Annotated in this window: 25 protein-coding genes; 13 read left to right on the top strand and 12 right to left on the bottom strand. The window is 41.8% G+C overall.

Annotated features, from left to right (window positions below):
• Nucleotides 1–15 precede the first annotated feature (15 nt).
• The 3 genes from FTT77_RS04165 to FTT77_RS04155 all read left to right on the top strand — a co-directional run bounded on the left by FTT77_RS04165 (nt 16) and on the right by FTT77_RS04155 (nt 1,277).
• Nucleotides 16–681, top strand: coding sequence for a hypothetical protein (locus FTT77_RS04165; RefSeq protein WP_180108964.1), 666 nt, complete (start codon nt 16–18; stop codon nt 679–681).
• A 71-nt stretch (nt 682–752) separates the two neighbouring features.
• On the top strand, nt 753–983 hold the full coding sequence (locus FTT77_RS04160; RefSeq protein WP_180022663.1) for a hypothetical protein: 231 nt from the start codon (nt 753–755) through the stop codon (nt 981–983).
• 51 nt (nt 984–1,034) lie between these two features.
• The gene (locus tag FTT77_RS04155; protein ID WP_180022662.1) at nt 1,035–1,277 is read left to right on the top strand and encodes a hypothetical protein; all 243 of its coding nucleotides are present in this window, start codon (nt 1,035–1,037) and stop codon (nt 1,275–1,277) included.
• 70 nt (nt 1,278–1,347) lie between these two features.
• On the opposite strand, the gene hemJ is transcribed toward FTT77_RS04155, so the two are convergent.
• Together hemJ and FTT77_RS04145 are read right to left on the bottom strand one after the other, a co-directional pair.
• Nucleotides 1,348–1,800, bottom strand: coding sequence for a protoporphyrinogen oxidase HemJ (gene hemJ / locus FTT77_RS04150; protein WP_180022661.1), 453 nt, complete (start codon nt 1,798–1,800; stop codon nt 1,348–1,350).
• Between the two features lie 68 nt (nt 1,801–1,868).
• Entirely contained in the window at nt 1,869–3,098 is a 1,230-nt protein-coding gene (locus tag FTT77_RS04145; RefSeq protein ID WP_111885033.1) for a beta-ketoacyl synthase N-terminal-like domain-containing protein, read from the bottom strand.
• A 273-nt stretch (nt 3,099–3,371) separates the two neighbouring features.
• Between FTT77_RS04145 and FTT77_RS04140 the strand changes: the two genes are divergently transcribed.
• The 7 genes from FTT77_RS04140 to rimI all read left to right on the top strand — a co-directional run bounded on the left by FTT77_RS04140 (nt 3,372) and on the right by rimI (nt 11,238).
• Nucleotides 3,372–4,832, top strand: coding sequence for an EcsC family protein (locus tag FTT77_RS04140; RefSeq protein ID WP_180073192.1), 1,461 nt, complete (start codon nt 3,372–3,374; stop codon nt 4,830–4,832).
• Nucleotides 4,833–4,987: 155 nt separating this feature from the next.
• Nucleotides 4,988–5,362, top strand: a complete 375-nt coding sequence (gene rpsL, locus FTT77_RS04135; RefSeq protein ID WP_000246374.1) for a 30S ribosomal protein S12 — start codon at nt 4,988–4,990, stop codon at nt 5,360–5,362.
• A 178-nt stretch (nt 5,363–5,540) separates the two neighbouring features.
• Complete coding sequence (gene rpsG, locus FTT77_RS04130; RefSeq protein ID WP_005011815.1) at nt 5,541–6,011, top strand: 30S ribosomal protein S7; 471 nt, start codon at nt 5,541–5,543, stop codon at nt 6,009–6,011.
• A gap of 131 nt (nt 6,012–6,142) precedes the next feature.
• Nucleotides 6,143–8,278, top strand: a complete 2,136-nt coding sequence (fusA, locus tag FTT77_RS04125; RefSeq protein WP_180004228.1) for an elongation factor G — start codon at nt 6,143–6,145, stop codon at nt 8,276–8,278.
• Between the two features lie 93 nt (nt 8,279–8,371).
• Nucleotides 8,372–9,562, top strand: a complete 1,191-nt coding sequence (tuf, locus tag FTT77_RS04120; protein WP_180002848.1) for an elongation factor Tu — start codon at nt 8,372–8,374, stop codon at nt 9,560–9,562.
• A gap of 218 nt (nt 9,563–9,780) precedes the next feature.
• A complete protein-coding gene (locus FTT77_RS04115) occupies nt 9,781–10,662 on the top strand; it encodes a metal-dependent hydrolase (protein WP_180008205.1) in 882 nt (293 codons plus the stop codon).
• Nucleotides 10,663–10,779: 117 nt separating this feature from the next.
• Entirely contained in the window at nt 10,780–11,238 is a 459-nt protein-coding gene (gene rimI / locus FTT77_RS04110) for a ribosomal protein S18-alanine N-acetyltransferase (RefSeq protein WP_180108963.1), read from the top strand.
• A gap of 84 nt (nt 11,239–11,322) precedes the next feature.
• On the opposite strand, the gene FTT77_RS04105 is transcribed toward rimI, so the two are convergent.
• The 3 genes from FTT77_RS04105 to trxB all read right to left on the bottom strand — a co-directional run bounded on the left by FTT77_RS04105 (nt 11,323) and on the right by trxB (nt 13,956).
• Entirely contained in the window at nt 11,323–12,138 is an 816-nt protein-coding gene (locus tag FTT77_RS04105) for an arginyltransferase (protein ID WP_180108962.1), read from the bottom strand.
• Between the two features lie 21 nt (nt 12,139–12,159).
• Nucleotides 12,160–12,891: a leucyl/phenylalanyl-tRNA--protein transferase gene (gene aat, locus FTT77_RS04100; protein ID WP_180108961.1), complete on the bottom strand. Its 732-nt coding sequence runs from the start codon at nt 12,889–12,891 to the stop codon at nt 12,160–12,162.
• A gap of 111 nt (nt 12,892–13,002) precedes the next feature.
• Nucleotides 13,003–13,956: a thioredoxin-disulfide reductase gene (gene trxB / locus FTT77_RS04095; protein WP_111885274.1), complete on the bottom strand. Its 954-nt coding sequence runs from the start codon at nt 13,954–13,956 to the stop codon at nt 13,003–13,005.
• 250 nt (nt 13,957–14,206) lie between these two features.
• On the opposite strand from trxB, the gene FTT77_RS04090 reads away from it, so the two are divergent.
• The gene (locus FTT77_RS04090) at nt 14,207–17,320 is read left to right on the top strand and encodes a DNA translocase FtsK (protein WP_180108960.1); all 3,114 of its coding nucleotides are present in this window, start codon (nt 14,207–14,209) and stop codon (nt 17,318–17,320) included.
• A gap of 41 nt (nt 17,321–17,361) precedes the next feature.
• On the opposite strand, the gene FTT77_RS04085 is transcribed toward FTT77_RS04090, so the two are convergent.
• A complete protein-coding gene (locus FTT77_RS04085) occupies nt 17,362–18,258 on the bottom strand; it encodes a LysR family transcriptional regulator (RefSeq protein ID WP_168379094.1) in 897 nt (298 codons plus the stop codon).
• 104 nt (nt 18,259–18,362) lie between these two features.
• Here FTT77_RS04085 and FTT77_RS04080 point away from each other — a divergent pair, with 104 nt between their 5' ends.
• Nucleotides 18,363–19,265: an AEC family transporter gene (locus tag FTT77_RS04080; RefSeq protein ID WP_180108959.1), complete on the top strand. Its 903-nt coding sequence runs from the start codon at nt 18,363–18,365 to the stop codon at nt 19,263–19,265.
• A gap of 82 nt (nt 19,266–19,347) precedes the next feature.
• On the opposite strand, the gene FTT77_RS04075 is transcribed toward FTT77_RS04080, so the two are convergent.
• The 6 genes from FTT77_RS04075 to FTT77_RS04050 all read right to left on the bottom strand — a co-directional run bounded on the left by FTT77_RS04075 (nt 19,348) and on the right by FTT77_RS04050 (nt 23,820).
• Entirely contained in the window at nt 19,348–19,635 is a 288-nt protein-coding gene (locus FTT77_RS04075) for a PA4642 family protein (RefSeq protein WP_067766167.1), read from the bottom strand.
• 183 nt (nt 19,636–19,818) lie between these two features.
• Nucleotides 19,819–20,091 carry a cell division topological specificity factor MinE gene (minE, locus tag FTT77_RS04070; protein WP_078190039.1) on the bottom strand — a complete coding sequence of 91 codons (273 nt, stop codon included), beginning with the start codon at nt 20,089–20,091 and terminating at the stop codon, nt 19,819–19,821.
• 2 nt (nt 20,092–20,093) lie between these two features.
• A complete protein-coding gene (minD, locus tag FTT77_RS04065) occupies nt 20,094–20,906 on the bottom strand; it encodes a septum site-determining protein MinD (protein WP_067670152.1) in 813 nt (270 codons plus the stop codon).
• Between the two features lie 65 nt (nt 20,907–20,971).
• Nucleotides 20,972–21,691 carry a septum site-determining protein MinC gene (gene minC, locus FTT77_RS04060; RefSeq protein WP_078193110.1) on the bottom strand — a complete coding sequence of 240 codons (720 nt, stop codon included), beginning with the start codon at nt 21,689–21,691 and terminating at the stop codon, nt 20,972–20,974.
• Between the two features lie 125 nt (nt 21,692–21,816).
• A complete protein-coding gene (locus tag FTT77_RS04055; protein WP_373683471.1) occupies nt 21,817–22,881 on the bottom strand; it encodes a preprotein translocase subunit SecA in 1,065 nt (354 codons plus the stop codon).
• A gap of 15 nt (nt 22,882–22,896) precedes the next feature.
• On the bottom strand, nt 22,897–23,820 hold the full coding sequence (locus tag FTT77_RS04050) for an acyltransferase (protein ID WP_180050356.1): 924 nt from the start codon (nt 23,818–23,820) through the stop codon (nt 22,897–22,899).
• 247 nt (nt 23,821–24,067) lie between these two features.
• Between FTT77_RS04050 and FTT77_RS04045 the strand changes: the two genes are divergently transcribed.
• Entirely contained in the window at nt 24,068–24,700 is a 633-nt protein-coding gene (locus FTT77_RS04045) for an OmpA family protein (protein WP_168379081.1), read from the top strand.
• Nucleotides 24,701–24,799: the final 99 nt, after the last annotated feature.

Here is a 24,799-nt window from a genome sequence, read left to right as displayed (position 1 = left end):
CAAAATAAGAAATCAATGAAACAAAAAATCATCTTTATTTTCTTGCTGTTGCTTGCAGTTGTTGTGTGTTTTTGTCTTTGGCTGCGGTGGGATGAGCGTATTGATCCTCGGGTGCTCAAGTGGCAGCAGTCTGAAATTTCTTATCATTCAAATTACACACAAGAGCCGTATTTTAACTTGCTTGGGCTGAATGCCGCAGATCGGTTTTCGGCATTGAATGTTGGGCGCTATCGTTATCATCAAGATTGGGCATTTAGTTTGTTGGGGCAAGAGCATCAGAATGTATTGGGCCAGCCATTGAATGCGAAGCTAACACGTGAAAAGTGGTCAGAAGAACAGACGAATTTAGTTGCGGAGTTTCAGCAATTGCTGGTCGATGATCCTAAGGCAGCTAGCGCATTTGTTGTTGAGCATCATCAGGTGCTTGATGCGTTGATACAGCAAGAAAAGGTGCCGTTGCAGCGCTTTAACACATGGTTGCAGCATGCAGACCAATACCGCAGTTTAAGTATGCCGAGTAATTCCGCATATCCAGACTTTAAGTATTTAAATCAGTTAGCGATCCTTTATCAGATCAATATTGCGTTAAATAAAGAGGATAAGCTGGATGCTATATGGCTGAATATCACAGATTGCAGCAGATGCTTGAGCGCCCGAACTCATTGGTTGAAAGGATGTTGATTCAAAGCTGGCTGGCACGTTATGTTTGAATTATACGTAATGAGCAGTTAAAGACTGGACAAGTAGTTTATTTGGAGCCTTTAAGTGCCAGTCAGTTGAGTTTGCGCTCAGCAGCACAATTGGAAGCCTATGGCATATATGCGGTGTTGGATCAGGTGCAGCAGTCATCGGGCTGGAATACCTCCTTGATGTATTGGTTGTATTTGCCAAATCAAACTGCAAATCAATTGTTTAAGCAATATGAAGAGGCGGCACAGCTATCTGAGCTTTCTTATGATTCGTTTAGGATGCAGGGTGGTTAAAAACAGGGACAGTATTCATCTTGGCATATCAAAAATTATTTGGGCAATACTTTGTCCAATATAGAGTGGGTGCCTTGGGAGCGCTATGTACTTGCGGGGCACATTTTGAATGATCGAATTATGATTTTTAATTTGTTGAATCAGGGTGCGACTGATTTAATGCAGTTGAATCAAAATAGCCACGGTCGACGTTTCTTTAAGAAAGAGGGGATGTTGTGTGCTGAAGTGCCGTATCCGCGTGAGCAATTTAGAGCACACAATTGGAATATTTTAGATAGCTGTGTGCAGTTGTAGTTTTTGTATATAAACATTTTGATATAGAAATAAAAAAGCCCCAATGAGTAGGGGCTTTTTTTACAGTCGTTTAGAAGCTTGGCTTCACTACAACTAAAATGACAACCGCAAATAAAATCAAAGTGGGCATTTCATTAAAATAACGCCAGAATTTATGCGACTTATAATGTGCATTTTCGATAAGCTTTTTACGGTAATAACCACAAACAAAATGATAAATCACCAATAGTCCAACCAATCCAACTTTTAAATAGAACCAAAGCGCTTCATGGTAGTGTCGTGTTGCATCGCCCCAATCGACGAGGAAGTGCGCCGTGATCAGTGTAGCAATCATAGCGGGCCACATAATGCCGCGGTATAGCTTACGTTCCATGATTTGAAAGCGCTGATGACTCGTAGCATCATCACTCATAGCATGGTAGACATAAAGGCGAGGGAGATAGAATAGCGCTGCGAACCAGCAAACAACTGCGATGATATGCAATGCTTTTACCCAGAGGAAAGCATCTGATGGAGCATCCATATATTAACCCTTAAAAGGGCGGTGGGTATGTGCTTTGGCACCGAAGCGCCAAAGCAGCAAACTTTATATTATGCTTCCCATTTTTTGAAAACGAGGCAAGCGTTTACACCGCCAAAACCAAAACTGTTACTCATCACAGTATTCAATTTTGCATCACGTTTTTCAAGTACGATATCAAAAGGTTTTGCACCTTCGTCAAGTTCAGTCACGTTGATATTTGGTGCTATAAAGTCATTTTGCATCATTAAAATAGAGTAAATCGCTTCTTGTACACCTGCAGCACCCAGACTGTGACCGGTCATCGATTTGGTCGAGCTGAGCGGAGGAACTTGCCCTTCACCGAAAGCACGCTCCATCGCTTTAAGTTCAGTGACATCGCCTGCCGGAGTAGATGTACCGTGTGTATTAACATAGTCGATGGTATCTACACCATGTTGTTTAGCTTCTTCTAAAGCCATAAGGATACAACGCGTCGCACCTTCGCCCGATGGTGCAACCATGTCAGCGCCGTCAGAATTTGCTGCATAGCCGACAACTTCAGCCAAAATGTTTGCACCACGTGCTTGAGCATGTTCAAGTGACTCTAGTACAACGAAGCCACCGCCGCCAGCGATCACGAAACCGTCACGGTCAGCAGAGTAAGGGCGTGAAGCAGTCTCTGGAGTGTCGTTATATTTTGAACAAAGTGCGCCCATTGCATCAAATAAAAGACTTTGTGACCAATGGTCTTCTTCACCACCACCGGCAAGCATTAAGTCTTGTTTGCCTAATTGAATCAAATTGTATGCATAACCAATGGCATCTGCAGATGTTGCACATGCGCTAGTAATGGTGTGTGCAATACCTTGCATTTTAAATGCAACACCCACGTTTGCAGTAATGGTGTTGGTCATATTACGTGGTACAAAGAATGGACCAACTTTACGTGCACCTTTGGTGTCTAGAAGTTCTTTCATTTCAACAACAGATGCAGTTGAACCACCACCTGACCCACCCGCAATACCGTAACGTGGATTACCACCGATTTGTTCTGCTGTTAAGCCTGCATTTTCTACCGCAGCCAAAGCTGAGTTGTATGCATACATTGCGCATACGCCCATAAAGCGTTTTAAACGGCGGTCAATACCGTCAAAGTTTTGTTCTGCAGCCGCACTGACATGACTTTTAAAATTAAGTTCAGCATAACTTGGGTTGAAACGTGTTCCAGAAATCCCGTTTTGCAAAGAATGAGTGACATCTTCTAATGTATTACCAATGCATGAGTTGATGCCCATACCAGTGATTACAACACGTTTCATCTACAGATCCTTTATAGGTAGTGTGTGAGCAAGCTATAGAAAGTATACGAAGGAAACTTTCTAAATAGGCGAACTCATATAATTTGATTGGAATAATGATAGCAGAAAGCTTTTTGAATTCTTATGGCAAATCCTATGCCTATTGTTGACTGAGCTAATTTGCAACTTTGCAGCAAAAAACTTAACTTAAAGATACATATTCAAGTTGTGATAAAGTTTGACTACACCTAGTATTTATCAATAATTTCAAGAATAGTTTTAATGAGGTAGGGAATGGTGAAAACGAATAATAAACCAACGGCAGGTCTACTCTCAAACGCCTTTGGAGTGGCTAAAAAGTTCAGTTCTACTGGGGTGTCCATCATTAATCATGTCGCACCCGAATCCGTAACTAAGGTCATTCAACCTCAAAAAAATGGTCAAACCTTGGAGGGGCAGTCAAGGCAAGCGGGCGTATTTGATGTAAAAAAATATGATAATCCGCAGCAAATCTTACGTGAACACGTTCCAAATGTTTCTAGACAATTATTCGGTCGACATTTTAATACTGTAAATAATGTGGCTAATTTTGTTGCTCCTCAATTTAGTGACAAAATTTCTGATTATTTATTTGATCGACTTAATCATTTTAGTTCGGATATTTCATCTGTAGATGCTGTACTGGATGAAGCTGGGGTACGTGATTTAGAAGAGTTGACACAAGATGTCGATCGTTCGCGTCGTATTAGTCAGGCTCTGGGTGAGCAAAATAAATGGATTGCTTCGATTCAAGGGGCTTTAACAGGTGCGACAGGTGTCATTGGTTCAAGTATTGATATCCCTGCTTCACTGATTATGACTCTGCGAGTGATTTATCAAGTTGGACGTTCTTATGGTTTCGACTTAAGCAAAGAAAGTGACCAAGATATTGTTCAGTTTATTTTTAAACAGGTCGACTTGAGTTTAATTGCAGAAAAACAAACTTTGCTTATGGCAATAAAAGCTCTGAGTAGTACGCTACAAAATAGTGATTTACATCAATTGCAGCAATTGGTGGGTTCAGATACTGATGCAGCAGCATTGAAAAAATATGTACTAGATGAAAATGGTCAGTTTAAGTGGGCATGGCTCAATCAAATGCCAAAAGTTTCATTGTTAAATCAGCTATCACGATTATCTCCTGTGGCGAGTGTTGGTGTAAGTGTAGTGTATAGTCGCCGTTTAGTGGATGAAGTGAATCAGAAGGCACAGCAAGTCTTTTCTAATGCGCGCCAATATATTTTGCAGCATCAGGATATTAGCTTGTCACCTTTACATGCCTATGAGCGTTCTCTTGAGTTGCTTGCTCAAGCAACACCTAAATTACTAGAAGGTATTAAGGCGAAAGATATTGATTTGGCTGAGCCGGTACTAGATCAGACCATAGATGTTGCAGGTCATGAGAGTATCCGCGCAGTAAAAGTCATCAAAAAAGCACAAGTTAAAAACTCTGATGCAGCCGAAGTGGAAGTAGAGCAGGAACAAAAAGTCTCAGAAGGTTTGGAGGCACTTGCGGAGAAAGTTGTTGAGCCTCATGCACCCGGGGCTGCGCAAAAACCTACTTTAGCTGAAAAAGATGAGTTTGATGTGTTGGAATCTGTACAGCAGGAGGATGTCCCAGTGGAAAAAGCTGCACCCAAAACTAAGCCGCGTAAAGCCAAAACAGCAGCCGTAGATAAAGTTACAAAAAAATCAGCAGATTCTTCTGAAAAATAAACTATTTATTTGTGGCTGAAAAATTGCGCAAATCACGATGAATAAATGTTTTCGATGATCGTATATTGTTGACCAATTTTAAGTCTTCGCTTACAATTGCATGCCCTCAAAAAGTAGTATTTTTTGGGGCTTTTTATTAACGGGAGAATTGCCAAATGGCAACAACAAATCAGTTGATCCGTAAGGGTCGTACAACTTTAGTTGAAAAATCTAAAGTTCCTGCGTTGAAGGCTTGTCCACAACGTCGTGGTGTTTGTACACGTGTTTACACAACTACACCTAAAAAACCTAACTCAGCAATGCGTAAAGTTTGCCGTGTTCGCTTAACTTCAGGTTTCGAAGTTTCTAGCTACATCGGTGGTGAAGGCCATAACCTACAAGAGCACAGTGTTGTTCTTATCCGTGGTGGTCGTGTTAAAGATTTACCGGGTGTACGTTACCATACCGTTCGTGGTTCTTTAGACTGTGCTGGTGTTAAAGATCGTAACCAGTCTCGTTCTAAATACGGTGCTAAACGTCCTAAGAAATAATCTGAAAAGATTAACTTCTTAGTTCGTTAGAACTGCAATCCTTTATCGTCTCGCTTGTCTGATTTCTGCATTTTTTGTGAAAATTCCAAGCGACGTATAGTAAGGCCAGCGAAAGCACATGACACTTTGTGCACCTGCTGGAGTAACCTGAAGTGTCATATTTATTAGGTGTATTAAAATGCCAAGACGTCGCGTAGTTGCTGCCCGTGAAATCCTTCCGGATCCTAAGTTCAGCAGCCAAACAATCGCTAAATTCATGAACCACGTAATGCAAGATGGTAAAAAATCTATTGCTGAAAGTATCGTTTACGGTGCTTTAGACCGCGTTCAAGAAAAATCTAAAGTAGACCCAGTTGAATTTTTCGAGACTACTCTTGAAAAAGTTCGTCCTATGGTCGAAGTAAAAGCACGCCGTGTTGGTGGTGCTACATACCAAGTGCCTATGGAAGTACGCCCATCCCGTCGTACTGCCTTGGCTATGCGTTGGTTAGTAGATGCTGCTGCTAAGCGTTCTGAAAAAACTATGGCTTTACGTCTTGCTGGTGAGTTGCTTGATGCAGCTGAAGGTAAAGGCGCAGCGATCAAAAAACGTGAAGATGTGCATCGTATGGCTGAAGCCAACAAAGCCTTCTCTCATTACCGTTTCTAAGCGGATAAAACAGCCCCTATTCAGGAGGGTGACAAATCAGTTGTCACTGTTTTGTCATCGAATCGCTTTAAGTTGCTATGCAGCTTAAAGCGTCCTGTTTTAAACAACAAAATTTAGGAATGCTAGAAATCATGGCTCGTCAAACCCCAATTTCTCGTTATCGTAACATTGGTATCTCTGCGCACATTGATGCTGGTAAAACTACCACTTCAGAACGTATTTTGTTCTACACAGGTGAGAGTCACAAACTTGGTGAAACTCACGAAGGTTCTGCAACTACAGACTGGATGGAACAAGAGCAAGAACGTGGTATTACTATTACCTCAGCGGCAGTAACATGCTTCTGGAAAGGGATGGGTAACCAATTCGAACAGCACCGTATTAACGTAATTGATACCCCAGGACACGTAGACTTCACTATTGAAGTTGAACGTTCTATGCGTGTTCTTGACGGTGCATGCATGGTTTACTGTGCTGTAGGTGGTGTACAACCTCAGTCTGAAACTGTATGGCGTCAAGCAAATAAATATAAAGTTCCACGTATTGCATTCGTGAACAAAATGGACCGTACTGGTGCGAACTTCTTCCGTGCTGTTGAACAAGTTAAAACACGTCTTGGTGGTAATCCAGTGCCAATCGTTGTTCCAATCGGTGCAGAAGAAAACTTCCAGGGTGTTGTTGACCTAATCGAAATGAAAGCGATTATCTGGGACGAAGCGTCTCAAGGTATGAAGTTTGAATATGGCGAAATCCCTGCTGAATTAGTTGAACTAGCTAACGAATGGCGTACTAACATGGTTGAAGCTGCTGCGGAAGCATCAGAAGAACTCATGGACAAGTACCTTGAAGAAGGTGAGTTAACTAAAGAAGAAATCGTTTCAGGTTTACGTGCACGTACATTGTTGAATGAAATTCAACCAATGCTATGTGGTTCAGCGTTCAAAAACAAAGGTGTTCAACGTATGTTGGATGCTGTAATTGAATTCTTACCTGCGCCGACTGATGTCGAGGCGATTAAAGGTATCCTTGACGACAAAGACGAAACTGAAGGTTCTCGTGAAGCGTCTGACGATGCTCCGTTCTCTGCGCTTGCGTTCAAAATCATGAACGACAAATTTGTAGGTAACTTAACATTCGTACGTGTTTACTCTGGTGTGCTTAAAGCAGGTAGCCCTTGCTATAACCCAGTTAAAATGAAGCGCGAACGTGTTGGCCGTATCGTACAGATGCACGCAAATGACCGTCACGATATTGAAGAAATTCGTGCGGGTGATATCGCAGCATGTGTAGGTCTTAAAGATACTACGACTGGTGATACATTATGTGATGAAAACAATGTAATTACACTAGAGCGTATGGAATTCCCAGAGCCAGTAATTGCGCTTGCGGTTGAGCCTAAAACTAAAGCTGACCAAGAAAAAATGTCTGTTGCTTTAGGTCGTTTGGCGAAAGAAGACCCTTCATTCCGCGTACGTACTGACGAAGAATCTGGTCAAACAATTATTGCTGGTATGGGTGAGCTTCACCTTGACATTATTGTTGACCGTATGAAGCGTGAATTCAACGTTGAAGCGAACATTGGTAAACCAATGGTAGCTTACCGTGAAACGATCAAAAAATCAGTTGAACAAGAAGGTAAGTTCGTACGTCAAACTGGTGGTAAAGGTAAGTTTGGTCACGTATACGTACGTTTAGAACCACTTGCTGAAGATGCTGGCAAAGATTACGAGTTCGCTGAAGAAGTTGTAGGTGGTGTAGTACCTAAAGAATTCTTCGGTGCGGTTGACAAAGGTATCCAAGAACGTATGAAGAATGGTGTCCTAGCTGGTTATCCAGTTGTTGGCATCAAAGCGACATTGTTCGATGGTTCTTACCATGACGTCGACTCTGACGAATTATCGTTCAAAATGGCTGGTTCTTACGCATTCCGTGACGGTTTCATGAAAGCAGATCCTATCTTGCTTGAACCTATCATGAAAGTTGAAGTAGAAACTCCAGAAGACTACATGGGCGATATCATGGGTGACTTAAACCGTCGTCGTGGTCTTGTTCAAGGTATGGACGATTTACCTGGTGGTACTAAAGCTATCCGTGCAGAAGTTCCACTTTCTGAGATGTTTGGTTACGCAACTCATATGCGTTCTATGTCTCAAGGTCGTGCAACTTATTCTATGGAATTCGCTAAATACGCTGAAACACCACGTAACGTGGCTGAAGGCATCATCGCTAAGTTCCAATCTGGCGGTAAAAAAGGTGACGACGAGTAATCTTTCGATTACTATAAGCCCAAACTAATTCATAGTTAAAAACCAAATGCTCATGCAGTATCCCTGCATGAGTAGTTTAAAAAGGAAGATCTCATGGCTAAGGCTAAGTTCGAACGTAATAAGCCACACGTTAACGTGGGTACAATTGGTCACGTCGACCACGGTAAAACTACTTTAACAGCTGCAATTGCAACTGTATGTGCAAAAAAATTCGGTGGTGAAGCGAAAGATTACGCTGCAATCGACTCTGCACCAGAAGAAAAAGCACGTGGTATTACAATTAATACTTCACACGTAGAATACGATTCTCCAATCCGTCACTACGCTCACGTAGACTGCCCAGGTCACGCCGATTATGTTAAAAACATGATTACTGGTGCTGCGCAAATGGATGGTGCGATCCTTGTATGTGCTGCGACTGATGGTCCAATGCCACAAACTCGTGAACACATCCTTCTTTCTCGTCAGGTAGGTGTACCTTACATCGTTGTATTCCTAAACAAATGCGACCTTGTTGACGACGAAGAGCTTCTTGAATTAGTAGAAATGGAAGTTCGTGAACTTCTTTCTACTTATGACTTCCCAGGCGACGACACTCCAGTAATCCGTGGTTCTGCTCTTGCAGCGCTTAATGGTGAAGCTGGTCAATACGGCGAAGATGCTGTAGTTGCTCTTGTTGAAGCTCTTGACTCTTACATCCCAGAACCAGAACGTGCTATCGACCAAGCATTCCTTATGCCAATCGAAGACGTATTCTCAATTTCAGGTCGTGGTACAGTAGTAACTGGCCGTGTTGAAACTGGTATCGTGAAAGTAGGCGAAGAAGTTGAAATCGTTGGTATTAAAGATACAGTTAAAACAACTGTAACTGGCGTAGAAATGTTCCGTAAACTTCTTGACGAAGGTCGTGCGGGCGAGAACTGTGGTGTTCTTCTACGTGGTACTAAACGTGAAGACGTTCAACGTGGTCAAGTACTTGCTAAACCAGGTACAATCAAACCGCATACTAAATTCGACGCAGAAGTATACGTACTTTCTAAAGACGAAGGTGGCCGTCATACTCCATTCCTTAACGGTTACCGTCCACAGTTCTACTTCCGTACAACTGACGTAACTGGTGCGATCGCGCTTAAAGAAGGCGTTGAAATGGTTATGCCTGGTGACAACGTAGAAATGTCAGTAGAATTAATCCACCCAATCGCAATGGACGCTGGCTTACGCTTTGCGATCCGTGAAGGTGGCCGTACAGTTGGTGCTGGTGTAGTTTCTAAAGTAACTGCATAATCACTAAATGTGTGTAAAAAAGCGCCTCTTTGAGGCGCTTTTTTTTATGCTTATTCAATGTGATAGGGGAAATTGTCTGACAATATTTTTTAAAGCTGTCCTTTAGTGATAATTCACTGTCCTTAACTGAAATAATTACGCTTCAATAAAACCGTAATATGAACTCAAGAAAACCAATAAAAAGTTTGAGTATTTAATAACTCAAAAAGGAGTTAGGCATGAACGCTAAAGTAAAGATTACTAATCGAGCAGGTGCAAGTTTCCCTGTACGTCGCATGAATTTTGAATTTGATGCAGTACCAGAGTATTGGATGAACGGCTCAGCTGGTTTGACACATTTTATGACCGCATTATCTGCTTTATTTCCAGCGGGTGAAATGTTCTTTATTGATAGTGTGCGTGCCGTACGTAAACACCCAGCGATCGCAAACAATGAAGCCTTACAAAAAGAAATTAGTGCTTTCATTGGTCAGGAAGCCATGCATACGCAAGAGCATGAAGGCTTCAATGCTTCTGCACAAAAATACGGTCATGATGTCGAAACGCTTGATAAGGCAACGGGTCGAGTTATCCAAGGCGTGCGCAAAGTCTTTGCACGTATTGGTAAACCTGTTGGTATTACTCAAGAAATGGTGGATCTAACCGCAACTACGGCACTTGAGCATTTCACTGCAACGATTGCTTCACAGTTATTGGTTAACCCACATATTCAAGTTTTAATGACAGATGAAACCATGAAAAATATGTGGTTGTGGCATGCGATTGAAGAAAATGAACATAAAGCCGTGGCTTATGATGTTTTTGAAGGTGTCTTTGGTCAGGGAATTAAGGCCTACGCACTCCGTACAGGTTCATTGATTGGCGCAATGGTGACTTTATTCTTCGTACAAAGCTACTTTGTTGCTCGTTTATTAAAAGAAGATAACAAGCTTAATTTTGAAGCATTAAAAGATATTTATACCTATGGTTATAGCCCTTCAAAAGGCATCATCACTGGTATGGGTAAAGAAATGCTGATGTATTTTAAACCTGGTTTTCACCCGAATGATTTAGATACTTCAGGTTTGTTAAAAACGTGGAAAGCTTATTTGGGTCTCTAATCACAGCGCTGTGGTGACTTTTTGAGAAGGGCGATGTAAATCGCTCTTTTTTTTATTCAACTTTAGAGACAAACTTTTTATAATGCGCATACCCTAGCTATAGAAAGATAAACGAAGATGATTCGTTTGATGCAAGACGCTGATGTACAGCAGGTTTACGATATCGAGCGCCGCGTACAAAGCCATCCTTGGACCATAAAACAATTTCAAGAATCGATTGCTGCCTATCAAAGTACGGTGATTGAGCGACAAGGAAAAGTTGTAGGTTTTTGCATTTTACAACCCGTTTTAGATGAAGCAAATTTATTGCTGATGGCGATCGATCCGGGCCAGCAAGGCAAAGGCTTAGGTTTTCAAATGCTCGATGAATCTATTGCTTTACTCAAAAATAACCCCATTCAAATCTTCTTAGAAGTACGAGAAGGTAATCAACCTGCGATCCGTTTATATGAAAAAGCGGATTTTCATCAAATCGATTTGCGAAAGAATTATTATCCAAATGCCGATGGAACACGAGAACATGCCATTATTATGGTGAAGGCTTGTAGTGATGATTTTGCAGCTTTATTTAAATAAAAGTGGTGAAGCGTAGTCAGATTTAAAGAAAGCATTCGTGAATAAACGGATGCTTTTTTATTGAATATCTTTTGTTGATCCCTTTTATTTAATAATAGGATTATTCCAACCAGAAGGCAGGGTGGTCATCAGGGAATCCCCCAGTTGGCTGATTTCTTCTTGGGTCAGTGGTCGGTTGAGTCGACGCCATTGTCCATCAAGCAGAAGTTCCAGTGGAATGTACTGAGATTTATAATTCATTTTTTGCGAATCGGGCACCCAATAGCCCAAGTAGACATATTGCAGTCCAAGCTTTTGTGCATGCTCGATTTGTTTCAGAATGGCAAAAGTACCTAATGAGCGACGGCTTTCATCAGGATCAAAAAAGGTATATACCGCTGAAATACCATCATCGAGTGGATCACAGGTAGATACACTGATCAGTTGCTCATCCAACCACAGCTCTAAAAAGAAACTGTCAGTGCAGCTATTGATTAAAAATTTTTCAAATTGATCTTGGCTGGGTGGGTACATATCACCATCAGCATGCCGTTCATTGATATAGCGTTCGTACAGGGCATAATGCTTTGCATCGGTATCTTGAGGGCGGCTAATTTTCACCGTTAAATCTTGATTCCGTTTCCACGCTTTTTTTTGCACGCTGTTCATTTGAAATTCAAGAACAGGCACACGTGAGGACAGACATTGGCGACAAAGATGACATTCAGGGCGATAGACAAAATCACCACTACGACGAAAACCCATGCGGGAAAGTTCAGATAACGTGACCACATCAATACGATGGACAGGGTCAAGAAAGACCATCCGGGCAGATTTATTTTCTAAGTAGCTACAATCATGCGGAGGCGTGATGTAGTACTGTAATTCGTTCAACAGGGACTTCGGTTGATAGGAATTCATCGTAATATCCCTCTTTTATTGTCATGCGCTGAGACTTGCCCATTGCGCTATTGTTTTACTTGAAAATACACTGTCCTGATACTTTTTCCAATCGATAGAGGGTTGTTTAACAACATCTTGTAACGAATTAAGGTATTGTTGGCGAGAAAGTGTACTCGCACCTAAGCTTAAGAGGTGATCGTTGACCAATTGGCAATCAATCCATGGCAACTGATTCTCTTGCCCGATGAGCATTAAGGTGTAAAACGCCATTTTAGAGACATCTGTTCGTGTACTAAACATAGACTCGCCAAAGCAGCCATGACCAATATTGACCCCATAGAGGCCACCTACAACAGTCTCGTTTTCCCAAACTTCAATGCTATAAGCATAGCCTGCGTCAAACAGCGCAGAATATCCCTGAATAATATCTTCTGAAATCCATGTTTCATTGGCATAACTACGCGGCAAAGAACATGAGCGAATCACAGTTTCAAACGCATGATTAATGGTGATCTTATAGTCTATTTTTTTCATGCTGCGTAATAACGATTTACTCGGATGATAGTCATGCGGTCGAATAATGCAGCGGGGTTCAGGACACCACCAACAAATTGGATCACCTTCACTGAACCATGGGAAAAGACCGTGACTATAGGCTTCAAACAGTGTGGAAGGGGAGAGGTCAGCACCGATGCAAATTAAGCCTTCACCATCAGGATCGCATTCAACTGGATCGGGGAAAGTAAATTCAGAAGGAGGGAGTATCGGCATGCCAAGCTTCTTATTGAGGTACACGGATATTTATCATACATAAAAAAGCCGACCATCAGGTCGGCTAATTTTTTAAAACTATTTAGCTAAGCAAATGACTGAAGCAAAAGATTATTCGCCGAGTGCATCAAGGTATTTTTCAGCATCGAGTGCAGCCATACAGCCTGAACCTGCAGAAGTAATCGCTTGACGGTAGATACTATCGGCAATATCACCCGCAGCAAATACACCGGGAATAGACGTTTGTGTTGCGTTACCCGCTGTGCCACTTTGAACTTGGATGTAGCCGTCACGTAAGTTTAATTGGCCTTCAAAAATACCGCTGTTTGGTTTGTGACCAATAGCCACAAACATACCAGTGACATCAACATTTTGAGTTGAATCATCTTGCGTAGATTTAATACGTACAGAAGTCACACCCGTCGTATCACCAATCACTTCATCCACTTGGTGATTCCAGATGATGCTGATTTTACCTTCTTTTTCTTTTGCAAAAAGATGATCTTGCAGAATTTTCTCTGATCGTAAAGTGTCGCGACGGTGTACAAGAGTGACATGAGAAGCAATGTTTGAAAGATAAAGCGCTTCTTCCACAGCAGTATTACCGCCGCCGACAACCATAACTTTTTGGTTTTTGTAGAAGAACCCGTCACATGTTGCACATGCACTCACGCCTTGACCCATGAAAGCAGCTTCTGATTCAAGACCTAAATATTGTGCAGTTGCACCTGTACAAATAATCAATGCATCACAAGTAAACTCTTCCATATCGCCTTTAAGCACGAACGGACGAACATTGAGGTCCACTTCGTTGATATGGTCATACACAATTTCTGTACCAAAACGTTCAGCATGAGCTTGCATTTGTTCCATTAGGGCTGGGCCTGTTAAACCTTCTGCACCACCTGGCCAGTTGTCTACTTCTGTCGTTGTAGTCAATTGACCGCCTAATTGAATACCTGCGATGAGTGTCGGTTTCAGGTTCGCACGGGCAGCGTATACCGCAGCGCTATAACCTGCAGGACCAGAACCTAAAATAATTAGACGTGAGTGACGAGCGCTCATCCGTAGAATCCTTTTTTTATATGATAATTTGTGGAATTATACGTCAAAGTTTGAAACGATTGTGTGAGATTAAAGTCGATATTATTGATCATCAAAATCGTTTTGAGCTATATACAATAAAGTTAACAACTATACTTAAATTATCTTGCATCTTTTTTATTGAACAGGTGCATAATAACAGGTTTAGATTCAGCCCATTTTTGTTGTGGGTAATGACAAAAACATTGAAGAATTGGTTACAGGAACGTATATGACAGCGGTGTCGGGTGCATATGCACAGCGCTTAATAATGACATTATTCCTTGTTTCATTTGGGATATATCTGTTCCTTGCAACAGTCACATATACGCCATTTGATCCGGGATGGATGCATTTATCCAGTGATACTCAGCAAGTTTCAAATGCTAGCGGCGTCGCAGGCGCATGGATAGCTGACTTACTCTATGGATTTTTAGGTTGGGCAAGTTTGCTGATACCTGTCTATTTATTTCTCGAAGCAATTCAAGTCTGGTGGCCACGTAGTTTTCTAAACCGTCCATTTCGCTATGCCGCTCAGTTCTTTATTTTGCTGGCAACTTCAAGTTTACTTTTCCTGTTTTGGAATGTTCCCGAAGATACTTTAGAAAATGCATCGGGCGGGATTATTGGTTATGAACTGGGTCAAAGTCTTGAACAAATTTTAACGGTCTATGGTGCAGCAGTATTTCTCATTGCATTTTGGATCATGTTGTTCACTTTGGCCTTTGGTATCAAGTGGAATAAGACATGGGCAACCATGAAGTCCACACCGGCTTATCTCCAAGATTTGTTCTATCGCAATGTCCCTGAAGGAGATACTGCTTTTGACCGTACCGTACCATCTACTAAAAAAGGCAGTGTGGCTACTAATGTATCAAAAGTGATTGCACCAGTCACACCCGCCCATGAGCATCATGCTGTAGAGGTTGACCCTGTAGTACGTGATCGTGTTGCTGAGCGTTTATTTGATGATATTGCTGATAAAGAATGGGCAGACAAAGAAGGCAATGCACAGCATTTATCTAAGGTAAATTCGCCGGAGACTGCTACACCATCCGATGAAGATTTTGAACATACTTTGGCGAAAGTGCGTCAGCTTGAGCAAGATCAACAACGTGTTGTTGCGACGGGAGAGGTTTGGCGTGCCTTGCATTCAAATGATGACCAACGGCACAAACAAGATATTGATGCTTTACTGAAAGCTGCAGAAGAAGAGCAGCCTGCCAATCAAACTGAATATTTCAACAAAGCAGCGGATGTGCATTCGACTTCTCCGACAGAAGCGGTGCAACCTGCTAAAAAATCAGTGGATTGGGATGATGATGAGATCTTCGATGAGCTGTTAGCCGCTGTTCCAAATGGTAAAACAGCGACTGATGTGCATAGCCCATTTAATACAGCACAAAGTGAAAGTCCTGCAACGCATTCAAATGATTTTGCAACAGGTACTGCTGCAACTGTTGTAGGATTAGGTGTGGCAGCTGCAAAAACGACAACGCTCACCACACCGAAAAATATCAGTGCTGAAGCTGAATTTAATGATCTCGATGATTTGCTGGTTGAAGAAGCAGAGCGAGCAATAGAACAGGTACAGCCAGTTCGTACAACCAGTAGTTATGCGCAATCTACGCCTTTGGTTCGTGCTGAAATCAATACACAGCCGCAGACTTTTGTATCTGATGATGAAAAAGCCTTAATCAGCTCGAATAAAGATGCATTCCGTGAAGTGTGGCAAGAAACGGCAGGTAAACCTGAAGACATCGATTTAGATCTCGAAGATGATTTTGACTTTGATGCGCCTTTAACCGATGCCTCTGGTCGTCCAATGTCTCGTGCGATGCAAGTGGCACAAAAACGTTTGGATTTACCGACTTTGCCGGGATTGGAAATATTAGATCCTGTAGATCCGAATAAGAAAGTTAATTTCACTGCAGAGCAATTGTCTCGTTTGTCTGAACTGTTAGAAATTAAGCTGCAAGAGTTTAATGTCAAAGCTAAAGTTGTAGAGGCACAGCCGGGCCCTGTCGTGACACGTTTTGAACTGGACTTGGCACCCGGTGTAAAAGCGTCAAAAGTGACCAATATTTCACGTGACTTGGCGCGTTCAATGTCTATGGCCTCTGTACGTGTGGTGGAAGTGATTCCAGGTAAACCCTATATCGGGATTGAAGTTCCGAATAGTTCACGTGAAATGGTTCGACTTATTGAGCTGTTAGAAACGCCGGCATACCGTGATCCAAATGCCTTACTTAGTATGGCGATGGGTAAAGACATTTCCGGTAATCCTGTCTTGGCAGACTTGGCGAAAGCACCACATATGTTAGTGGCAGGTACTACAGGTTCTGGTAAGTCAGTCGCAGTCAATGCCATGTTGCTATCGATGTTGTTGAAATATACACCTGAGCAACTGCGACTCATCATGATTGACCCGAAACAGTTGGAACTTGCCAACTATAACGATATTCCACATTTATTAACGCCTGTTGTAACCGACATGAAAGATGCGGTGAGTGCATTGAACTGGTGTGTCAATGAAATGGAGCGTCGTTATAAGCTGATGTCCTTGATGAAAGTGCGTAAGCTGACTGACTTTAACCGTAAAATTGAAGAAGCAATGGCCAATGGTGAAGATCTCATCGATCCAACTTGGAAGCCAGATGACTCTGCAACCCAAAGTCGTGCGCCACGTTTACAGCCAATGCCGTTGATCGTAATTGTTGCCGACGAATTTGCTGACATGATCATGCAAGTGGGTAAAAAAGCCGAAGAAATGATTACCCGTCTTGCACAAAAATCACGTGCAGCAGGGATTCATTTGCTGTTGGCGACACAGCGTCCAACCGTAGATGTGGTGACGGGTTTGATCAAAGCCAATATTCCAACCCGTGCTGCGCTACGTGTGAACAGTAAACTGGATTCACGTACTATCTTAGATGCTGGTGGTGCGGAAGACTTACTGGGTCATGGTGATATGTTGTTCCTCGGACCGGGTAAAATTGAACCTGAACGAGTACATGGCGCGTTTATTTCAGACGATGAAGTGAACCGTATTTGTGATGCATGGCGTGAGCGCGGTGAACCGAATTATGTCGATGAAATCCTCACGCCTTATGATGAAGAGCCGACATCTCGCGGTTTTGAAGATGGTGATGGCGGATCAGACCGTGATGCGTTGTATGATCAATGTGTTAGTTTCGTTTTAGAAACACGTAAAGCATCGACGTCATCTTTACAGCGTAAATTCAGTCTCGGCTATAACCGTGCTGCACGGATTATTGATCAGATGGAAGAAAATGGCATCGTCAGTGGGATGGGGCCAAATGGTAAACGAGATATTTTGGTCTAAGTCCTAAAATAAAAAACCTGCTTCGGCAGGTTTTTTTATTTTTAGATTGAGAACTCATCTTGGTAGAACATGGACTGGGCCAATTCGATAAAAGCTTTGCAGGCAGGGCTCATGAGTTTTTGATTTTTTACGGCGAGTCCAATCTGCCGTTGGGTATTTGGAAAGAGTGGACGTTTAACCACATGTGGATGTAGCGCCAACAGCTCAGTAGGCATCGCCATATCCGCAACAATAGCAATCCCTTCCTGTAAATTCACCATGTTTAAAATGGTTAGCAGTTGCGACATTTGATAGGTGATTTTAGGTTGTATGTGGTGTTGTTTAAGCAGTTTTTCCACATGGGACTGGCTGCCTGCACGGGTCATAATAAAGGGGTAGTTTTGCAGGTCTTGGATATTTAAATGACTGTGTTTGGAAACTGAATAACTATCTGGAATCAAGGCAATGAAAATGTCTTGAATTAGGGGGAAAGTGAACAGCTGCGGCTTAGGGAGTACAGCAAAACCAACATCAATCTGACGTTCAGAAATCCAACGTGACACTTCTGCATCGGTACCTTCTTCGACATAGATTTCAATATGCGGATAGCGCTCCCGATACGCTTTGAGCAGCTCTGGAAGCAGATGAATCGAACTAGAAGAACCAAACGAACCAATTCTCAGCGTTCCTTGTTGAATACCATGTGCGGCATGCACTTCTTGCTGCATGATTTGTGCGGTATTGATGACTTCTTTGGCATGTAGCAATAACTGCTGACCGATGTGGGTCAGGCTTATTTCGCCTTGCTCACGGCTAAATAAGCTGACATTCCAATGTTGCTCTAAACACTTTAAGGCATGAGAGACAGCCGACTGAGTAATTCCCAGTTGCCGAGCAGCGAGAGTAAAGCTTTGTTGTTCTGCGACTTTAATAAAAATTTCAAGCTGAGAAAATGTCATTGCCATGAGTAATTGCTCATTTTGTTATGAGTCTAGATGAGGATTATATTGTGCTACATAAATGGTTAAAGATGAAATAGCTTGTTTATTTCAAGGCGTATAGCATGAATATCGTCGTCGCATTGTTTCCCCTCGTTGCATTAATCGCAATGGGCTATGTGCTTAAATACACACAGTTTGTTCAGGATGAATTCTGGGCAAATTCAGAAAAACTCAATTACTACGTTTTATTTCCTGTGCTGCTTTTTTTGAATGTATCAGCCGTGCAATTGGATATGAACACTGTTTCACGAATGTTGACAGTACTGGTTGCGGGCACCTGTTTGATCAGCATCGTGTTGTGGGGGATCAAGCAGTTTATGCATATTCCCGTGCAGCGTTTTGGCGTGTATATCCAAAGTCATATCCGTTTTAATACCTATATTGGCTTGTCATTAATGGGGGCGCTGTTTGGCTCAGAAGGCATGCAAATGTTTGCGATGTTGATTGCTGTGGCTGTTCCTTTGGTGAATATCATTTCTGTCCTGTCTTTTTCCAATATCAGCGTTAAACAGCTTGGACAAACCTGTATTTCTATCGCGAAAAATCCGCTCATTCTAGGTTGTGTAGTCGGTGTTCTATTTAATTTATCAGGTCTCACCTTATTTAATGGTTTACCCGAGCTGCTAAAAATATTGGCGGCAATGAGTTTACCTTTGGGTTTATTGTCTGTGGGAGCGGCATTACAGTTTCAGCAGATGCGTGCAGATGTACGTCGTCTGAGTTTAAATACGATTGGGCGATTAGTTTTAATGCCGAGTTTGGCTTATGTGATAAGTAGTTGTCTTTGTTTAACTGATTTTGAACGGATAATTTTAGTGGTATTTTTTGCTTTGCCGACTGCATCATCGTCCTATATTTTAACGCGCTATTATCAAGGTGATTCACAACTGATGGCGGCCATTATTAGTGTACAAACCATTGGTTTTGGCTTGATGTTTCCATTGCTCATGTTGACTATGCATTGATTATGATGATATTCAATAATGCTAATTTTAAATCAGATAAAAAAAGCCCGCATGATGCGGGCTTTTTTTTTGTTACTCGAAATTAAGCAAATTTTGCCAATACTTCGAGGAAACCTGCGCTTTGACGTGGGTATTGAGCAATCACGTCATGAATACGCTGACCTTCAGGATTAGTTGCGTTCACATCACGGCCATCGGCAACGAATTGAGTCAAAAGACGCTCATAGTCATTTGGACGCATATGTTTGAAAGCATGGTAAAGCACGTGAAAGTCGCCATTCACTCCTTCAGGAGGAAGCTGAGTAAGGTAGGCAAATACACGCTCATCTGACCATTCTTCGTTGAACGTTGCTGGCTGAGATAATGCCATCGCAATCTCCTTGCTGGTTTGATATATAAAAAAGCAAAATTTGAGACTAGATCAGCAAAGCAAGGCTTTACTCATTTAGTCTATTCGAAGCAAAGCTTCTGGTCTTGCGCCAGAACAAAGCAGTGCTTTGTTCTGGCTCATATTTTGCCTTGATTCAATTTGCTTGACTAATCAGTATTCAGATTAACGTTCTTCAGGCAAATTGATATTCATTTCAAGCATTTCAATATTCGCTTCAGAACGAACAGACATTTGAATATGTTGCTCATCTACACCACGAACATAGCGGTTTACTACTTGCATGATTTCTTTTTTCATCATGTCAATCTTGTCTTGGCTAAGGCGTTTACCTAAACCATTTTCAGATGCCACGATGACTTTTAAACGGTCTTTTGCCGTTTGTGCGCTTGACGGTTTCTCGTCGCTGCTAAAAAGTTTGCTCCAGAATCCTGCCATGATTACGCTCCAAATAGACGTGCTAACCAACCCTTAGGTTTTACCGTAATATGACGGTAAGGGCGCTCTTCACCAAGGAAACGTGCAACAAGGTCATCATACGCTTGGCCAGCCGCTTCTTCTGTAAACAGAATCACTGGTTTACCTTCGTTTGATGCTTGTAGAACGCTTTTACATTCAGGAATAACACCTAAAGTCGGTACGCGTAAAATATCTTTTGAAATGTCATCAATCGTCAACATCTCTTGTTTATCCGCACGTTCTGGATTGAAACGTGTAATACAGAGATGCTTACGGATACGACCTTCGTTTTGTTCTACTTTTTTGGTTTTGCTGTCGAGCATACCAATAATACGGTCAGAGTCACGTACCGAAGAAATTTCTGGGTTCGTCACAATGATCGCTTCATCAGCATGATACATTGCTAAAATTGCACCACGTTCGATACCCGCAGGTGAGTCACAAATAATGTAATCGAACTCTTGAGAAAGTTCGTCCATCACACGTGCTACACCTTCATCTGTTAACGCGTCTTTATCACGTGTTTGAGATGCTGGCAAAATGTAGAGATTTTCAATATCTTTATCGCGAATAAGCGCTTGTTGTAATCGAGCTTCGTTATTCAATACGTTTACAAAGTCATATACAACGCGGCGTTCACAGCCCATGATCAAGTCAAGGTTACGTAAACCCACATCAAAGTCGATCACAACAGTTTTGTGGCCGCGAAGGGCTAAACCTGTTGCAAAAGATGCGCTTGTAGTTGTTTTACCTACGCCACCTTTACCTGATGTTACGACAACAATTTTCGCCACCGAATCCACTCCTGTTATGGTTTAAATCCCCTTTTTTAATTAGGGGTTTGGTGATTATTTATACATTAAAATTGCAAAGCTTCAAATACTAGCTCTTGCTGGTCATTCAAATAAATATGTACTGGCTGTTTGACCACATGAGGTGGAATGTCATCAGCGACACAGTAAGTCCCTGCAATTGAAACCAATTCAGCTTCTAATGAATGGCAGAAAATACGTGCAGCCGTGTTCCCACCAGCTCCGGCAATGACTCTACCACGAGCACTACCATAAATATGTATATTTCCTGAAGCAATTACTTCTGAACCGCTATTAATACCAGCATTAATAATGATATCGCCATGGTCTTGGACTAAACATTGACCTGTACGCAAGATTTCATTGTGATACGACGTAGCATGACGAATGGTCGGTACTTCGACTGCAGCAATTTTATCTTCGGTTTTTTCTTCTGCAGGCGCGGGTTCTTCAACCACTTGTTCGCGTGTCGGTTTAACTTGTTGTAGTTTGCGATCCGCAGGAACTACGGGAAATTGGATAGCACGTGCTTGGTCCGATAGCGGACCTTCAGTGACACCAATCGGTTGAATTTCAATACTAATAAGTAGTTGAATCAGTGCAATTAGTTCTTGATCAACCGTACTTTCAATCACGGCTAATGTTCCGGGTGGAAAAGCCTTTTGGAACATTGGAGTAAGTTGCTGGCGGATCGCATCATGATCATTGGTATCGAGGTGAATGCGAATCGCATTGACCATTTTGCCTTTTATCCGTATATCAGCCATATTGAATCCTTGAGACTTCTAACTATTACTTTTGTGCCGAAGTAGTTATGTTGTAAATAGAGCAAATCCTAGAACAATTTGCATGAATACTCTAGCGGAGTTCGCAATTATTTTTGACTAAGTGTTTATTCTGTAGCTTGGTCCTGTTCCTGCATAATCTGCTGCCACTGTTTTACTTTCACTTGCTTACGAATAGCCTCTAGACTTTCAAAAACCGCAGAGCGAACCAACTCATCCAGCTGGACATTATTTTCGATTTCAATACGGCTAACACGCTGTGAAATGTCTAAATATAGATTGGGTTTTTGAGCCGTCGATGTATTGGGATAAGCCAATGGGGAAATTAAACCTTGGGTAATATTTTCACCCAAACGTTGCCCGATACTTTGAATCTGCTGTTCAATGCGGCTGCCAACGATTGGCACTAAGCGCAATAGCTGCGTGAGTTCTGGAGTGTCTTCGATGGCCTGACTGACGATTTGTCCGACATTTTTGGCGATCAATTCACGTTCAGTACGTAGCTCTTTGCTTAAATTTTCTTGCAAAATCTCAGCTAAAACTTGGGTGAACATCTCACGGTGATGCTGCACAAGATTACTAATTAGGTCTTTATGGGTTGTACTGGTATTGAGCTCATGCTTAACACCATCTAACACGGTAAGTACCACACGATCTGACAGTTCTTCCATCACGACTCGATAGTAGAACAATGCCTTTTTCTGCCATGCAGAAGGCACGATTTGATAGCCCATTTCATACAGTCGATAAGCAATAATGCCCGCACGAAATAAACGCAGGAAACGTAAATGCGGCACAATAGCTAAAATTTCGTACCAATGTATAAACGGGAAGAAGAACCAGCGCTGATGGTGCTTGTTGATGATGGCAATCGCCCAGCGCACCAACAATTCTACAATCAAAAAGATAATGAACCACGCTTCGGTAGTAATCACCCATGGATGTAAATGTTCACGGTAAAAACTCAGCACATCGGGCAGGTGGATACTGTTAAAGAACCAACTGCCAAGATTGCTCATGAGGAAAAAGTTCATGCACAGGCAGAACAAGTTAAAAACAATAATAAACACCATGAATATGTCATAAATCAAAAACAGTTTGAATGACCAACTGTTTGGATTGACATGATGATATTTAGATTTCTTGTTTTGCGGCATGCTGTTCTGCGACATAAAACTTCTTCTTAATTATTCAGTAACTGAGTATTTAGCTTTCATACGAGTAATGAGTTGGTCTTTCTCCGTCCACAGCTCATCTACCCAATGCTGAAATTTTTCACGGAATTCTGCATCATCTTCATAGTTGCCGCCATGCACCCACGTTGGAATTTCAATTTTACGTAAATCCACGGCGATACGCGGAACTTCACCGAGCCAAAATTCGCCATAACCTGGTGCACCATTTGGATAGACGATGGTCATATCTACGAGAGCATCAACTTGATCCCCTAAAATATTGAGTGCCAGTGCTAAACCACCCGCTTTCGGCTTAAGAAGGTTTTGATACGGTGATTGCTGTTGCGCATGTTTTTCAGGGGTGAAGCGAGTGCCTTCCAAATAGTTCAGCAGGGTAAAAGGCTGGCTCAATAACTGTTCACAAGATTTACGCGCTTCTTCCATATCTCGATATTTAAGTTCAGGATTTTTCGCGATTTGTTCTTTGCTGTGTCGTTTCATCATTGGAAAGCCTAAAATTTTAAAAGCTTGACCAACAAATGGAATGAAAATGAGTTCCCATTTGGTAAAGAAACGCGTCAGTGGCATACGGGTTAAACCAAAATATTGGTTGACTGTCGTATCGACCCAACTCTGATGATTACAGGTCATGAGATAGCGACCATGCAAATTTAAGTCGAGGCCTTCATCGATGGTGATATCCCATTTTGTGTTGGGTAAAACGTGATCAATTAACCAGTTATTGACCATGAGCCAACTGTTGGTAATTTTTATGTTGGTTTCATCAACCTTTTTTGATTTTTTAAAGAGTTTGGTTAGACCAAGGGCTAGTACAGGAGGACCATGGAAAAAAGTACTGCCTGTCATAACTGAACCGACGGTAAGTCCTTTGCTAATTTTTTTTAGTGTCGGTTGCTTATTTGTTTGAGATGACATATAAAAAGTCCTAGCGGAAATTGTCCAAATAATGATTGATTCTAATAAATATAGTTCGAGTTGATTAAATAAAAAAGGGCATCTGCAGAACTGTGAAGAAATTGTGATGGAATTAACAAATAAATCTCGTATTCATATTACAAATTGTAACTAAACGTTTTATTATTAACAAAAAATCAATGGTTCAGCCATTTGTTTTACTTCATCATTTCAACCATACAACAAAACACAAAGAAGGAGGCATGCAATGCGTGCACTAGTAATTTCGGCAGTAGTTGGGGCAATGGCACTTACTGGTTGTCAAAACATGGAATATGACAAAGCAGCAATCGGTACTGGTCTAGGTGCTCTTTTAGGCGCTGGTATTGCTTATTCTAATGCTGATAAAGACAAAATGGGTCAAGCAGCTGCAATTGGTGCTGTAGTTGGTGGTGGTGCAGGTCTTCTTCTTGATAAGAAAGAAAAACGTCTTAAACAAGAATTGGCTGGTACTGGTGTTGACGTAGGTCGTAATCCAGATGGTTCGATCAACCTTGTTATGCCATCAGTAACTTTCGCAACTAACTCTTCAACTATTCAATCTCAGTTCCAATCTGCGTTGAATGACGTTGCTAAAGTATTGCGTGAAGACGGTACTGCAAACAAACTTGCAATCGTTGTACACGGTCACACAGATAACACAGGTTCTGATGCGATCAACAACCCACTTTCTCAAAACCGTGCAAACTCAGTGAAAAACTACCTAGCGTCTCAAGGTATTTCTTCAACTCGTATTACTGCACGTGGTTACGGTTCAACTTCTCCAGTAGCGGATAACTCAACTGCTGCAGGTCGTGAACAAAACCGTCGCGTAGAAATCTCAGTTTACGAAACTAAATAAGTTTTAGTTCGAAACGAAAGGCCACCCTCGGGTGGCTTTTTTTATGGCATTTTTAATGACCGATAAAATACATTTTGCATTAGGCAAGATCGTTTCAGA

Origin of the sequence: Acinetobacter sp. YH01010 (assembly GCF_013420775.1) — a bacterium.
Lineage (GTDB): Bacteria > Pseudomonadota > Gammaproteobacteria > Pseudomonadales > Moraxellaceae > Acinetobacter > Acinetobacter amyesii.
The sequence above is the reverse complement of the archived record's forward strand: the minus strand, read 5'-3'. Positions and strand labels throughout refer to the sequence as shown.